The 11897-nt window shown below is 73.0% G+C and carries 11 protein-coding genes and 1 pseudogene; 5 read left to right on the top strand and 7 right to left on the bottom strand.

The genetic code is table 11. From position 1 onward, the window contains the following. Nucleotides 1-47 precede the first annotated feature (47 nt). Nucleotides 48-248, bottom strand: coding sequence for a cold-shock protein (locus tag ACTWQC_RS35410; RefSeq protein WP_443319977.1), 201 nt, complete (start codon nt 246-248; stop codon nt 48-50). A 269-nt stretch (nt 249-517) separates the two neighbouring features. Here ACTWQC_RS35410 and ACTWQC_RS35405 point away from each other — a divergent pair, with 269 nt between their 5' ends. The 3 genes from ACTWQC_RS35405 to ACTWQC_RS35395 are packed head-to-tail and all read left to right on the top strand — an operon-like array spanning nt 518 to nt 3261. After that, nucleotides 518-1108 carry a sigma-70 family RNA polymerase sigma factor gene (locus tag ACTWQC_RS35405; protein ID WP_443319976.1) on the top strand — a complete coding sequence of 197 codons (591 nt, stop codon included), beginning with the start codon at nt 518-520 and terminating at the stop codon, nt 1106-1108. Continuing rightward, a complete protein-coding gene (locus ACTWQC_RS35400; protein WP_443319975.1) occupies nt 1105-1872 on the top strand; it encodes an anti-sigma factor in 768 nt (255 codons plus the stop codon). The genes ACTWQC_RS35405 and ACTWQC_RS35400 overlap by 4 nt, the downstream gene beginning before the upstream one ends. A 9-nt stretch (nt 1873-1881) precedes the next feature. Next, complete coding sequence (locus ACTWQC_RS35395) at nt 1882-3261, top strand: cryptochrome/photolyase family protein (RefSeq protein WP_443319974.1); 1380 nt, start codon at nt 1882-1884, stop codon at nt 3259-3261. Between the two features lie 229 nt (nt 3262-3490). On the opposite strand, the gene ACTWQC_RS35390 is transcribed toward ACTWQC_RS35395, so the two are convergent. Both ACTWQC_RS35390 and ACTWQC_RS35385 read right to left on the bottom strand, forming a co-directional pair. Beyond that, on the bottom strand, nt 3491-4780 hold the full coding sequence (locus ACTWQC_RS35390) for a class I SAM-dependent methyltransferase (protein ID WP_443319973.1): 1290 nt from the start codon (nt 4778-4780) through the stop codon (nt 3491-3493). A gap of 139 nt (nt 4781-4919) precedes the next feature. Further along, nucleotides 4920-5237, bottom strand: a complete 318-nt coding sequence (locus tag ACTWQC_RS35385) for a 4a-hydroxytetrahydrobiopterin dehydratase (protein ID WP_443319972.1) — start codon at nt 5235-5237, stop codon at nt 4920-4922. A 179-nt stretch (nt 5238-5416) separates the two neighbouring features. On the opposite strand from ACTWQC_RS35385, the gene ACTWQC_RS35380 reads away from it, so the two are divergent. Further along, the gene (locus ACTWQC_RS35380; RefSeq protein WP_443319971.1) at nt 5417-6244 is read left to right on the top strand and encodes a helix-turn-helix domain-containing protein; all 828 of its coding nucleotides are present in this window, start codon (nt 5417-5419) and stop codon (nt 6242-6244) included. On the opposite strand, the gene ACTWQC_RS35375 is transcribed toward ACTWQC_RS35380, so the two are convergent. The 4 genes and pseudogenes from ACTWQC_RS35375 to ACTWQC_RS35360 form a co-directional block, all read right to left on the bottom strand. Next, nucleotides 6234-6614, bottom strand: a complete 381-nt coding sequence (locus ACTWQC_RS35375) for a nuclear transport factor 2 family protein (protein ID WP_443319970.1) — start codon at nt 6612-6614, stop codon at nt 6234-6236. The genes ACTWQC_RS35380 and ACTWQC_RS35375 overlap by 11 nt on opposite strands. 227 nt (nt 6615-6841) lie before the next feature. Then, on the bottom strand, nt 6842-9124 hold the full coding sequence (locus ACTWQC_RS35370) for an alkaline phosphatase family protein (RefSeq protein ID WP_443319969.1): 2283 nt from the start codon (nt 9122-9124) through the stop codon (nt 6842-6844). Nucleotides 9125-9226: 102 nt separating this feature from the next. Further along, a complete protein-coding gene (locus tag ACTWQC_RS35365; protein WP_443319968.1) occupies nt 9227-11065 on the bottom strand; it encodes an AMP-dependent synthetase/ligase in 1839 nt (612 codons plus the stop codon). Between the two features lie 273 nt (nt 11066-11338). Further along, a pseudogene (locus tag ACTWQC_RS35360) lies at nt 11339-11555 on the bottom strand (LysR substrate-binding domain-containing protein); the annotation flags it as partial. A 128-nt stretch (nt 11556-11683) separates the two neighbouring features. Between ACTWQC_RS35360 and ACTWQC_RS35355 the strand changes: the two are divergent. Continuing rightward, the coding region (locus ACTWQC_RS35355; RefSeq protein WP_443319967.1) for a bile acid:sodium symporter at nt 11684-11897 on the top strand (214 nt) is incomplete at its 3' end.

The following is an 11897-nucleotide window of genomic DNA, read 5'->3' as shown; positions in this document are numbered from 1 at the left end:
CGGACTCAGCCCGGCGGCGCCACCCCTTCTGCACGGCTCCTCCGCTCCTACAGCGGGACGACGTTCAACGCGCGCCACTCGCCTCCCGACCCCTTGGTCAGTTCGTACGACACGTGCTGGTCCTTCTCCAGGGTCTCGACGACGTTCAGCGCCGTCTCGTCCACGGACACGTCCGGGCCACCGCCGTCCGGAACGAGGTAGCCGAAACCTCGGTCGGCGTCGTAGAACTTCACCTTTCCTGTGGGCATCGCGGCACTCCTCCGCCTGGGCCGTCCACCGCCCCGCCGGGCACCCCCGTCCGGGCCGGGCACCGCGGAGGGCGGTGCGATACCCCTGTCCCCGGTCGGGCGCGGGCGGAATCCGACTGCACTCGGATGAACGAATCAGGGGAAGATGTTCGCCACCGCGGCCAATCCGCGTACGCTCCGGCTCCGAATCATGTACGGAGCCTGCGTGCACGCGGGCCCGCCCGCATGAAGGACGGGCGGCGGACGGCCGCTCCATAAGGGGAGGAAACATGGCGCCCGCTGATCTCCGCAGCCATCCCAGGCCCGGTCCTGCCGGGCCGGATCTGCAGGAGCTGCTCGGCTTGGTGGCCCGCGGCGATCAGGAGGCGTTCAGCCGCCTCTATGACGCGGTGTCAGGACCAGTGCTCGGGCTGGTGCGCACCGTCCTGCGGGACCCGGCACAGTCCGAGGAGGTGACGCAGGAGGTGCTGGTGGAGGTCTGGCGCACCGCGGCGCGCTTCCGGCCGGACCGGGGCAGTGCGATGGCCTGGGTGATGACACTCGCCCACCGTCGCGCCGTGGACCGGGTGCGGGCCGCACAGGCTGCGGCCGACCGGGAGCACAGGGCGGCGCTGCTGGCGCGGACACCGGCCTTCGACGACGTGACGGAGCAGGTGGAGGCCCGGCTGGAGCGCGAGCAGGTACGCCGCTGCATCCGCACGCTCACCGAGCTGCAGCGCCAGTCGGTGACCCTCGCGTACTACCGGGGGCTGACCTACCGGGAGGTCGCCGAGCTGCTGTCCCTGCCCCTGGGCACCGTGAAGACCCGGCTGCGCGACGGGCTCATCCGGCTCCGCGACTGTCTGGGGGTGAGCGCGTGAACGCCCCGGAATTGCACATGCTCACCGGCGCCTACGCCATGGACGCGCTGCCGGACGCCGAGCGCGAGGAGTTCGAGCGACACCTGATTGCGTGCCCCGCCTGCGAGTTGGAGGTACAGGAGCTCTCAGCCACCGCCGCGCGGCTGGGCCTGGCCGTCTCACTGGTGCCGCCGCCCGCCATGAAAAGCCAGGTGCTGGCGCGCGCCGCCGCCGTCCGTCAGGAGCCGCCATGGATTCCGGGGATGCCCCGGGCGGGCGGCGGATCACGGCGGCGGACCAGGACCGTACCGCGCTTCGCACTCGCGGCCTGCCTGGCCGCGGCCGCCGCGCTCGGCGGGGCCGCGGTGCTCCAGTACCGGGCCGCGCAGGAAGCCCAGCAGGAAGCCCGGGATGCGGAGCGGAGCAGCCAGGACCTGGCCCGGGTGCTCGCCGCGCCGGATGCCACGGCAGGCACCGGGGAGCTGAAGGGCGGAGCCACCGTCACGGTCGTGGTCTCCCGCAGAGAGGACAAGGCCGCCTTCCTCGCGGGCCGCATGCCGGAGCCCCCGGCGGGCAAGGTCTACCAGCTGTGGTTCGCCGACGGAGGGAAGATGCGCCCCGCGGGCCTCATGGACTCCTCCGCGACGACCACCGCGATGCTGATGGACGGCCCCCTCGGCGACGCCACCGGCATGGGCATCACCGTCGAACCCGCGGGCGGATCGAAGCAGCCGACCAGCGATCCGCTGGCCCTCATGGAACTCCCGCGCGCGCGGGGCGCGTAGGAGCAGCACATGCGCGTGTCGATCGCCCTGTTCACCGCCGACCTCCGGGTTCACGACAACCCGGTGCTGCGGGCGGCGCTCCGCGGCTCGAACGAGGTGGTGCCCCTGTTCGTCGCCGACGCGCGCGTGCGCGAGGCCGGCTTCGACGTTCCCAACCGCCGGGCGTTCCTCGCCGACTGCCTGGCCGACCTGGACGCGGGGCTGCGGCGGCGCGGGGGCCGGTTGATCGTGCGTACGGGCGACGTGGTGGAGCAGGTGTCCCGGGTGGTGTACGAGTCCGGGGCGCGCCGGGTGCACATCGCGCGCGGCGTGAGCGCATACGCACAGCGCCGCCAGGAGCGGCTTCGGGTCGCTCTGGAGGACGACGGGTGCGCGCTGCAGATCCATGACGCGGTGATCACGGCGCTCGGGCCCGGGGCCGTGACCCCGGAAGGCGCCGACCACTACGGCGAGTTCACGCCGTACCTCAGGCGCTGGGAGAGCGAGGCGCTGCGGGATCCGCTGGGCGCGCCGCGGGTGGTGCGGGTGCCGGAGCAGATCCGGTCGGACGACCTGCCCGCGCGCGCGGATGTGAAGGGCGTCTCGCCGGGGCTCGCCGAGGGCGGGGAGACCGTGGGCCGCAGGCGCTGGAAGGCCTGGCTGGCGGGGCCGGTGGCGGACTACGCGGACCGGCTCGACGACCTGAGCGCGGACGCGACGTCGCGGCTCTCGCCGTACCTGCACTTCGGCGCCCTGTCGCCGGTCGAACTCGCCCACCGGGCACGGCAGTCCGGAGACGGCGCGGGCGCGGGCGCGCATCTGCGGCAGCTCGCCCGGCGGGACTTCCACCACCAGGTCCTCGCCGCCCGGCCGGAGGCGGCGTGGCAGGACTACCGCCCGCGGAACGACCGGGACGGGAACGGCGGGAACGGCGACCCGGAGGAGATCGCGGCGTGGTGGGCGGGCCGTACCGGCTGGCCGGTGGTCGACGCGGCGATGCGACAGCTGCGGTACGAGGGGTGGATGCCGGGCCGCGCGCGGCTGCTCGCGGCGGACTTCCTGACCCGGGTGCTGCACACGGACTGGCGGGTGGGCGCGCGGCACTTCCTCGGTGTCCTGGTGGACGGGGACGTGGCCGTCAACCAGCTCAACTGGCAGGCGGTGGCGGGCACTGGCCCCGATCCGGGAGCCCGTCCCTCCCTCGGCCTGCTCGCGCAGGCGGAGCGCTACGATCCGCGGGGCGAGTACGTGCGCCGCTGGGTGCCCGAGCTGGCGGGGGTGGAGGGCGCGGCCGTCCACCGGCCGTGGCTGCTGGCGGAGACGCTGCGCGACCGGCTCGACTACCCGGAGCCGATCGCGGACCCGTACGACGGCCTGACCCGCTGCCAGGAGGCCTGGCCCACCGGCTGAACGCCCCCTGGCCGATCGTCATCCGGGCTGGACGCCACGCGGGCTGAAGGCCACGCGGGCTCAACGTCACCTGGGCTCAAGCGCCCAGCGGGCTCAACGTCACTCGGCCTGAACGCCACGCAGGCTCAAACGCTCCGCGCTGAACGCCCGCGCTGAACGCCCGCGCTGAACGCCCGCGCTGAACGCCCGCACTGAACGCCCGTGGGGGCCGAACCTCACCCCTCGGACGTCAGGCCACCTCATCCGGCGTCAGCAGCAGGTGCTGCACGTCGAGTTGGCGCGACCGGAAGCCCGCCTCTGCGGCGGCCAGATGGAACGTCCACATCCGCCGGAAGGTCTCGTCGAACCCGAGGGGGGCGAGTTCCTCGGCCGCCCGCTCGGTGAACCGCTCCCGCCACAGCCGCAGGGTCTCCGCGTAATGTGCCCCGAAAGTCTCGCGCCCGGCGATCCGCAGGTCGGTGTGCGCCGCGATGATCTGCTCGATCGCCTCGGCGGAGGGGATCCGGCCGCCGGGACGGATGTACTTGCCGACCCACGTGGGGGCGGAGAGTGAGGCGAGCATCCGGTCGTGCGGCATGGTGACCGTCTGCAGGGCGACCCTGCCGCCTGCCGCGAGCATCCGGTCCAGGGCGGTGAAGTACACCGGCCAGGACTCCGCGCCGAGCGTCTCGGCCATCTCCACGCTCACGATGGCGTCGAAGCTGCCGATGACGCGCCGGAAGTCGCGCAGCAGCACGGTGGCCCGCGCCGTGAGTCCCGCCTGCTCGATACGCCACCGGGCCAGCTCGTACTCCTCCCTGGACGAAGTGACGGACAGGACCCGGGCGCCGCGCCCGGCGGCCCGGATCGCCAGCTCGCCCCAGCCGGTGCCGAGTTCGAGCAGCTGCGTGCCCGGGCCGACGGCGGCCAGGTCCAGCAGCCGGTCGATCTTGCGGTGCTGCGCGGCGGGCAACTCCGCGCGGTCCGCGGGGAAGCCGCCGAAGACGGCCGACGAGTACGTCATGGTCTGATCGAGGAAGCTCGCGAAGAGCTCCTTCGGCAGGTCCTGGCGGTACGGAGTGGCGTGGAGGGTGCTCCGGGGAGTGCTGTGGGGACGGGACTCGGGCGGGCTCAGGGCCCGGCGTCCGCGCAGCCGTTGCAGCCCGCGCAGCGGCGCGGGGACGAGTCCTGCCGCGTCGTCGGCGAGCACGGTCAGCAGGCCCACGAGGTCGTCCGCATCCCACTCCCGGGCCATGTACGACTCGCCCAGGCCGATCTGGCCGGCGGCGCCGATCCGGCGGAAGAGAGCACCGGGGTCGTGCACCCGCATCAGCGGGCCGCGGGCGCCGAGCGACTCCCTGTGGTGCAGCTGGACCCGTATCGGCAGCCGGGCCGGAGCGCGGCGAACGGCTCGCTCGGCCGCGGCGGCGTGCGCCCGCGCGCAGCGCGGCACGCTCGCCACGTCTGGCCATCGCTCCGGATCCACGGCGGCGGCCGCCACCGCATCCATCAGGGCCGTCGGATGCCGTTCCACCGTCATGCCGCTCCCCTCGCACCTGCCGCGGGGCCATGCCCCCTTGGTGGTTATTCGGGGCCGCGGCGGCGAGGGATTGGTGGCGGTCGGGAGATCGTGCCGCGAACGGGCCTACAGCGCCCGCTGTTCACCCCCGCCGACCCTGTTAGCCCGCCGTGCCGCCCACCCCGTGCTCGGAGGCGATCTGCTCGATCCGGTGGGCCAGTTCGAGGTCGAGCTCCGTCACCTTGCCGCCCACGCTGTGGGTGCTCGAGGAGGCCGTGAGCTTGTTGTACGAGAGCGTCAGATCCGCGTGGTGGTCCAGGGCATCCTGGACGCGGGCGATCTGCCCGACCATGGCCGCCGCCGCGAGGTGCCCCTCGAAGGTGTACGTCCGCTCGATCCGGTTCTTGGTCAGGGCCCAGCCGGGGAGCTCGGTGAGCGCGTCCTCGATCTCCTTGTGGGACAGCGGTTCGGGTGCCATGGCTGCTGCCTTCCGTACAGGGGATGCCGTATCCGGATGCCGTATGGGGGGTGCCGTATCCGAGTGCCCCGTCTCCCAGCCTGCCATCGGACGGGGCCGGTTTCCCGCCGATGTGCTCCCCTGGTGCGGGACCGCACCTCCCGGTGGCCGGACAGCCGGCTCCGGTTACGGTCGGCCGTATGACGACACTTGCGCCGGACTCCGGAGTGGGGCCGCTGCTGCGCAGCTGGCGCGAGCGGCTCCGGATCAGCCAGCTCGAGCTGGCGCTGCGCGCCGACTCCTCGGCCCGCCACATCAGCTTCATCGAGACCGGGCGCGCCCGGCCCAGCCAGGAAATGATTCTGCGGCTCGCGGAACACCTCGACGTGCCCGTACGGGAGCGGAACGCCCTGCTGCTCGCGGCCGGCTACGCGCCGCACTACCCGGAGACGCCGCTCGACGACCCGGCGATGGACGCGCTGCGCAAGGGCATGGAGCGGCTGCTGGCGGGCTACGAGCCGTATCCCGCGCTGGTGGTGGACGGCCTGTACACCGTGCTCGCCGCCAACCGGGGCATCGCCATGCTGCTGGAGGGCGTGCCCCGTGACCTGCTCGAACCGCCGCTGAACGCCATGCGGATCACCCTGCACCCCGAAGGCCTGGCGCGGCGCATCCGCAACCTGCGCGAGTGGCGCGGACACCTGCTGGAGCAGATGGAGCGGCAGATCGCGCTGCTCAGGTCGGAGCCCTTGCGCGAACTGTACGAGGAGGTGAGCGCGTATCCGCTTCCTGCTCCGCCGGATGACGGCGGGGGTGCCGGGGACGGGGCGGCGCGTACGGGCGGCCGGAATCCGAAGCCTCTCGCGCTGCCGCTGCGGATCGAGCACGGCGGGCGGGTGCTGTCCTTGCTGTCGACGATCGCCACGTTCAACACGCCGATGGACGTGACCGTCTCCGAGCTGGCCATCGAGACGTTCCTCCCGGCCGACCCGGAGACGGCCACCCACCTTCAGGCGCTCATGCCGTAGGAACGCGGTCGAGGAAGCCGTAGACGGTGCGGATCCGGCCGTCCTCGGCGAGGACGGCGACGTCCGAGCCCGCCACGGGCGCCGAGCCGTCGGCGGCCGAGACCAGCTCCCAGCTGAAGCGGGCGATGCGGTGGTGTGCGTCGACGGTCCCGGTCCGGCGGAACGTGAAGCCGGGGAACTGCTCCTGCGCGCCCGCGATGACCGCGGCGAGGCCGTCGTGCCCTGCGGTGTCGGCGAGCGGATCGGTGTACGTGCCGTCCTCGGTCCAGGCGGCGGCGACGGCCTTGGCGCGGGCGTCGGGGCCGGTGGCGTTCCAGGCCTCGAAGTAGCGGGCGACGGCAGCGTTGGCGGCGGTGTCGGGGTCGGTCATGGCGGCTCGGCCTCCGGTCTCGTGCGCATGCGAATGCACTGGTCAGGGGCCGGGTTCCGGGGCGGAGTGCGCCGCCCCGGAACCCGGTGACGCCACCTTGCCCGCCGACGCGCGCGACCGTCGATTACGCCGGAGGTAATGCGCGAGGGGCCCTTCCCGCTTGCCACCCGACCCCCGCCTGCCTGCTCTCCGGCAGAAGGAGCCCGTCAGGGGCGGGTGGGGTGGATTCACCGCGCCGCGGGAGCGGGTGTCGCGTCGGGGCCGGTCCCGGGCCCGGGTGACCGCGTCGGCGCGTCGGCGGCCCCGGGTGCGGTGGGCGCGGCTCGGGGGGCCGAAATGGGCACCTCCGGGCCGTACGCGTCGCGCAGCCAGGCGCGGAGCACCTGGTGGAGCCGTTCCGCGCCCGCCAGTCGCCCGCCGTCGCCCACCGGCGGTGTGAGCCCGACCGGCCAGAGCAGGAACGCCCGGGTCTGGCTGCCGCCGAGCCCGCCGTGCGAGCCGATCTGGTCCTCGAAGGCGTACACCTCGCCCGTCGCCGGGTCGTACGCGGAGTTGACCATGACGTCCCCCGCGTGCGGGAAGGACGCCGTGCGCCGCACGGCGTCCTCCGCGCCCGGTCCGAAGCGGGCCAGCGGGTTCACCGCGCCATCGCCCGAACCGTCCCCCACCAGCTCGCCCGTGTCGAGCCGCAGCTCCGCGCCGCCCGAGCCGAGCACCACAGGCCCGTGCTCCGCGCTCCGGACGAGCACGAAGCCCACGCCCGGATGCTCCGCGAGCGTGCGCAGCAGTGCCGGGTGGCGGGCGTCGATCTCCTCGCGGCTCACCCGGCCCGGCAGGTCCGGGAAGGTGACGAGCCCGAGATTGCCCGAGGCGAGCACGACCGGGCCGGCCGCGGCCTGGGCACGCCCCCGGCTCCGCGCCCTGCCGTGCCCGTCGCCCCGGCTCTGCCTCCCGCGGACCCGTTCCATCCGGGCTCTGCCCCGTCCCGGGCGCTCGCCGTTGGCCTTCTCCGGCCGGTGCAGTGCCGCCCGTGCCGCACCCCGCGCCTCCGCACCGGTGGAGGCCGTGGATCCCCGGCCTCCACCACGCAGCACCCCGGCTCGCCGCGCCAGGGGCAGCCCGCACCCGGCGCGGACCAGGTCATGCAGCATCAGACCGTAGGTGTCCGCGAAGGTCGGCCCGGGGCTCTGGCCGTGGTCGGACAGCAGCACGATCCGGTACTCCCGCGGCGCGTGCTCCGCGACCTTGGCGATCAGCGCGATGCTCCGGTCGATGCGGGCCAGGACCTTCTCGGCGTCGCGGCTGCGCGGCCCCGAGTGGTGGGCCACCTCGTCGTAGCCGACCAGGTCTGCGTAGACCGCCGTACGCCCCGCCAGCATGTCCCCGATCACCGCCGCGACGACGACATCCCGCTCGACGACGGTCGCGAACGCGCGGATGAAGGGGTAGAGGCCGCCCCGCCTGATGCGCGGCTCGTCGCGCCGCAGCCACGCGCGCGTGGACTGGCCGATCTCGCGGCAGACTTCGGCGGCGTACGAGACGGCCGTACGGGTCGCGTTCGCGGGGTCGGAGAAGTACGCGTAGTAGCCCGCGCGGGAGCGGTTCCGGCTGCCGCGCCTGGCCGACATCGACAGCACGAGCGCCAGCTGCTCGGCCCCGCCGCTGAAGAGATTCCCGCGGCTCGCCCCGTCGACCGTGAGCAGCCCGCCGTTGCCGGTACGCGCGATGGCGCGGCGCTGGAGCTCGGCGACGGTCGTGGGGCGGCTGCACACCATGACCTCGCCGGTCTCCTTCTCGTACCAGCGGAAGGCGGGCACGTCGAAGTTCGAGCCGTGGAGGATGGCCAGCTGGCTGGCGCCGGTCTGGCTGGACCAGTCGGTGTGCCAGGGCGTGAGCCGGTGGCTGCCGCCCGCGTACCATCCGGCCACGGTCTCCATGAGCGGCGGTCGCCCGCGCACCGCGTCGGCCAGGACGTCGTACCCGACCCCGTCCAGCTGCAGGAACACCGTCCCGGGCGCCTTCGACTGCCCCGGGCTGTCGTCGCGCCGTCGTCTGCGCCGGTCGGCGAGCCGGTAGAGCCGCCGCCGGTACGCACCGTCGTCGCGCACCGCGAGCGCCGTGCTCGTCGCCGAGGCGACGGCCGACATGACCGCCGCGACGACCACCGCCGTCTCGGGCGCGACCTCGCCCCGCTGGTCAGGTACCAGCCGCAGCGCGATCAGCAGCACCGAGCCGTTGAGGAAGAACACCAGCAGCCCGAGGACGAATGCGGGCACCAGCAGCAGCGCCCGTACGAGCGCGGGCCAGACCAGCGCGCTGAGCAGGCCGAAGGCCCCGGCCCCGAGGACGGCGGTCGCACCGATACGGGTCGCGCTGTCGCCGTCGGCGGACTGCAGCCGGAAGTCGGGCAGGACGCCGGCGAGCACGAGCATCGTCAGGGTGCTTGCTCCCCAGACGACCAGCACCCGCAGCACCGCCCCGCCCACCGCACGCCACGTGCCTTCGACCACGGCGCTCCCACCTCATCGGCCCGCCCGCGCGGCAGCGCGGGCCCGCTCTCCAGCGTGGCACAGCGCCGGTCAGGCGTAGGTCAGGCGTAGGTCAGGCATACGTCAGCCGTGGTAGAGCGCATCGACCTCGGCCGCGTACGCCTTCTCGATGACTTTGCGCTTCAGCTTCAGGGAGGGCGTGAGCATCCCGTGTTCCTCGGAGAACTGCCCCGCAAGAATCCGGAAGGTACGGATCGACTCGGCCTGCGACACCAAGGTGTTCGCGGCGACGACGGCCCGTCGTATCTCGGTCTCCAGGTCCGGGTCCCGCACCAGTTCCGCGGGCGTCAGCTTCGGCTTGCCGCGCATCGTCAGCCAGTGGTCCACGGAGTCCGGGTCGAGGGTGACCAGCGCGGCGACGTACGGCCGGTCGTTGCCGACGACGATGCACTGGCCGACGAGCGGGTGCGCCCGAACCCGCTCCTCCAGCGGGATCGGCGACACGCTCTTGCCGCCCGAGGTCACCAGGATCTCCTTCTTGCGCCCGGTGATGGTGAGATAGCCGTCCTCGTCCAGCGCGCCGAGGTCCCCGGTCGCGAGCCAGCCGTCCCGCAGGGTGGCCTCGGTCGCCTTGGGGTTGTTGAGGTAGCCGTCGAAGACCTGGCCGCCGTGCAGCCACACCTCGCCGTCGTCCGCGATGTACACCGTGGTCCCGGGGATGGGCTTGCCCACCGTGCCGTAGCGGGTCCGCCGGGGCGGGTTGGCGGTGGCGGCAGCGGTCGACTCGGTGAGCCCGTAGCCCTCGTAAACGGTGATGCCCGCGCCGTAGAAGAACAGTCCGAGCCGCCGGTCCATCGCCGAGCCGCCCGACATCGCGGTCCTGATCCTGCCGCCCATCGCCTCGCGCAGCTTGCTGTACACGAGCTTCTCGAACAGCTGGTGCTGCACGCGCAGGGCCGCACCCGGGCCGTTCCCGGTACCGTGGTTGCGGTGCTCCACCGCCTCCGCGTACTTCACCGCGACGTCGACGGCCTTGTCGAAGGGACCGAGCTTTCCCTCCGCCTCGGCCTTGCGCCGCGCCGCGTTGAAGATCTTCTCGAAGACGTAGGGCACGGCGAGGATGAAGGTCGGCTTGTAGGCGGCCATGTCCGGCACCAGCTCGGCCGCGCTGAGATTCGGCTGGTGACCGAGCTTCACCTTGCCGCGGATCGCCGTGATCTGCACCATGCGGCCGAAGACGTGCGCGAGTGGCAGGAAGAGCAGGGTGGACGCCTGGTCACCGGGCTTGGAGTGGAACACCGGCTCCCAGCCTTCGACGAGGGTGTCGACTTCGAACATGAAGTTCGCGTGGGTGATCACGCAGCCCTTGGGGCGGCCGGTGGTGCCGGAGGTGTAGATGATGGTGGCGGGGGAGTCCGGCGTGACGGCCAGCCGGTGGCGGTGCACCACCTCGTCATCGATGTGGGCGCCCGCGGCGACGAGTTCGCCCACGGCGTCGCTGTCCAGCTGCCAGAGCCGGCTGAGCTGCGGCAGCCGGTCGATGACCGAGCCGATCGTCATGGCGTGGTCCTCGTGCTCCACGATGACGGAGGAGACGCCGGCGTCGTAGAGCATCCAGAACGCCTGCTCGGCGGAGGAAGTCGGGTAGACCGGTACGGACTGGGCTCCGATCGACCACAGCGCGAAGTCGAAGAGGGTCCACTCGTAGCGCGTGCGGCACATGATGGCGACCCGGTCGTTGAACCGGACGCCCTGGGCGAGCAGTCCCTTGGCGATGGCCAGTACCTCATCGCGGAACTGCGCGGCGGTGACATCCTGCCACTCGTCGTCGACCTTCCGGCCGAGAGCCACCCGGTCGGGGTCCTCGGCGGCATGGTCGAACACGGCGTCGGCAAGCCCGCCGACGTAGGCGGCGTCCACCTCTGCGGGGACGGTGATCTCGCGCAATGACCTGCTCCTCATGTGCATCGCACAGCGCGGCGACCGTACCCGAAAGCGCTCCGGGAGGGGAGGCCCTCGGCGGACCAGGGCGTCGCGCCAAACGAGCTGGTCAGACGTCGATGTGCGGCCCATGCAGGCAAATTGGTCCGCTGCGACTGACTCTGGAGTAAGAACGGTGGCCTGGAATCTCCACCGAATCCGCGCTCGGCGGTCACGGGCGCATTACAGCATCCAGCGATTTCCGGCCGTTTTCTCCATCGCCATGACGGGACTGTCGCTTGCGGGCCGACGAGCCCATGGCCTGCCCGCGCGCTCCAGCACCTCGAGGGCGCGGGCCCGGGTGATGCCCGGCGGCGGGCGCCCGGCGGCCGGCTGCTCGTGCAGATTCCCCCGACAGCTCGACGGTCAGCTCCAGGTCCACCTCGAGGTGGTCGCGGCGGAAGCCCTCCAGGATCTCCGGCAGCCGGGTCAGGACGAAGTCCTTGGAAGCCCCGAAGCGGAGCCGGCCGCGCGCTGGCACCACATAGCGCCGCTGCGCCTGGCGGCCCTGCTCGCCGCGGAGGCCGCGCTGCCGGCCCTGGTGCGCAGCCTCGCCTCGTACGGGGCGAGGCGGCTCGGCTCCCTCGCGAAGCCCGGATCGTGCTCGTCTTCGCCGGGTCGAAGAAGAGCCTGGCGACCGGGCTGCCGATGGCGACGGTGCTGTTCGGGGCCCAGGCGGGCCTGGCCGTGCTCGCGCTGATGCTCCTCCACCAGATGCAGCTGATGGTGCGGTCATCGCCAGGCGCTACGCGAGGACGCCTGCCGCCGGCCCCGGCCCGGATCCGCTGCTCGCCGTCGGGGGGGGGGGGGGAAA

Source organism: Streptomyces sp. 8N616 (genome assembly GCF_052246385.1).
Taxonomy (GTDB): Bacteria; Actinomycetota; Actinomycetes; order Streptomycetales; family Streptomycetaceae; genus Streptomyces.
The sequence above is the reverse complement of the archived record's forward strand: the minus strand, read 5'-3'. Positions and strand labels throughout refer to the sequence as shown.